The organism is Halorubrum sp. Atlit-26R, assembly GCF_003666015.1.
Taxonomy (GTDB): Archaea; Halobacteriota; Halobacteria; order Halobacteriales; family Haloferacaceae; genus Halorubrum.
The window spans coordinates 1-531 of record NZ_QPLT01000370.1 but is presented as its reverse complement, the minus strand read 5'-3'; the positions used below and the strand labels follow the sequence as shown (position 1 = coordinate 531).

Annotated in this window: 1 protein-coding gene; it reads left to right on the top strand. The window is 51.6% G+C overall.

Annotated features, from left to right (window positions below):
• Positions 1–45: 45 nt before the first annotated feature.
• The coding region (locus DVK07_RS21020; protein ID WP_147441315.1) for a DDE-type integrase/transposase/recombinase at positions 46–531 on the top strand (486 nt) is incomplete at its 3' end.

Here is a 531-nt window from a genome sequence, read left to right as displayed (position 1 = left end):
GGTCGCGTAAAGTTAGAGGATGAGGCGTTCGACTTCAGAGTGCTTATGGCCGAAATCGAACGCCTCACCGAAGGTATCGCGTGGATCGACTTGTCGTTTGTGGAGCGAGATAGGACTCCACGCTGGGCGATTGAAGAGGGAATTCGCTGTCATTTGACTGGTATGTCACTCCGAGAGGTGAGTAAATTTCTTGAACAGTATGGGATCGATCGGAGTCACGTCGCGATCCATAACTGGGTACATAAGGCCGATCTACAGCCGATCTCGACCGTCTCCGAGGATCAACTCGCGGTTGACGAGAAGATGATCCGCCTCCACGGCCAGAAATTCTGGCTGTACGGCGCGGTTGATCCACAGACGAACGAAATCCTCCATGTGAGCCTCTATCCAACCGCAAATAAACAGACAACACGATGGTTTCTGACCGAGCTACACCGGCGTTATCAGCTGAACAACGTCGAATTTCTCGTCGATGACGCAGACTATCTCGGATCAGTTCTCGCTGAAGACGGCTATCGATTTCAAGTCATT